Source organism: Chryseobacterium lathyri (assembly GCF_003290185.1).
Taxonomy (GTDB): domain Bacteria; phylum Bacteroidota; class Bacteroidia; order Flavobacteriales; family Weeksellaceae; genus Chryseobacterium; species Chryseobacterium lathyri.
The window spans coordinates 1-846 of the sequence record NZ_QNFY01000042.1 but is presented as its reverse complement, the minus strand read 5'-3'; the positions used below and the strand labels follow the sequence as shown (position 1 = coordinate 846).

Sequence of the window (846 nt, the reverse complement as noted above, 5' to 3'; positions counted from 1 at the left end):
CCTGAAGAATTACACGGTCACGGCAACCACGTATGATCCTCTGGTGGGAGTAACGAACTCCATTTCCGCGAACGGAATCAGAACGGTAAATACCTATGATAATGCAGGCAGACTGATTAAAGTAAAGGACGCAGACGGGAAAACACTACAGGAGAACCAGTACAACTACAAACACTAGTGAATGATGAATGAAGAATTAAAAATTAAAAATAAGAATGTGCTGAAAGACAGAAGTTTTGTTTTCAGTATTCATATCGTTGAGCAATACAAGAGGTTGACAGGATCTAAGGAGTTTGTGATGTCAAAACAACTGCTTCGCAGTGGAACAGCCATTGGCGCATTAATACGAGAAGCAGAGTTTGCCCAGAGTAAGGCAGATTTCATCAGTAAACTTTCCATTGCATTAAAAGAAGCAAACGAAACCTGTTACTGGCTGGAGCTCCTGCATCGGACTCATTATATAGATGCGGAATATTTTGAAGACTCATCCAGACGTACCCATGAGCTCATCAGCATGCTGGTGGCAAGTATTAAAACCTCAAAATTAAAACTTAACAAATGATCACAGATAATGGAAAAATAAAAATGATTAATGAAAAATCAGGGATAAAAATAAAAAGTGAAAAACTAAAAACGAAAAGTTATTTTTCACTTTTCACTCTTCTCTTTTCATTAACCATCTACGCGCAAACAACTCCCAGTACGACTGAGAACTACATCTATACCAAAAACTGTCTGGATGGGGACTGCACTAAAAAATCAGAATCTGTTCAGTATTTTGATGGGCTCGGAAGACCTATCCAAAGTGTTGCCATCAAAGCTACGCCGCTTGGAAGAGATGTTGTC

2 protein-coding genes are annotated in these 846 nt (G+C 39.0%); both read left to right on the top strand.

Features of this window, described 5'->3' with window-relative positions; translation table 11 throughout:
- Positions 1-181 precede the first annotated feature (181 nt).
- Entirely contained in the window at positions 182-562 is a 381-nt protein-coding gene (locus DRF61_RS22430; protein WP_202974511.1) for a four helix bundle protein, read from the top strand.
- The coding region (locus DRF61_RS22425; RefSeq protein ID WP_157963430.1) for a DUF6443 domain-containing protein at positions 559-846 on the top strand (288 nt) is incomplete at its 3' end. The genes DRF61_RS22430 and DRF61_RS22425, both read left to right, overlap by 4 nt.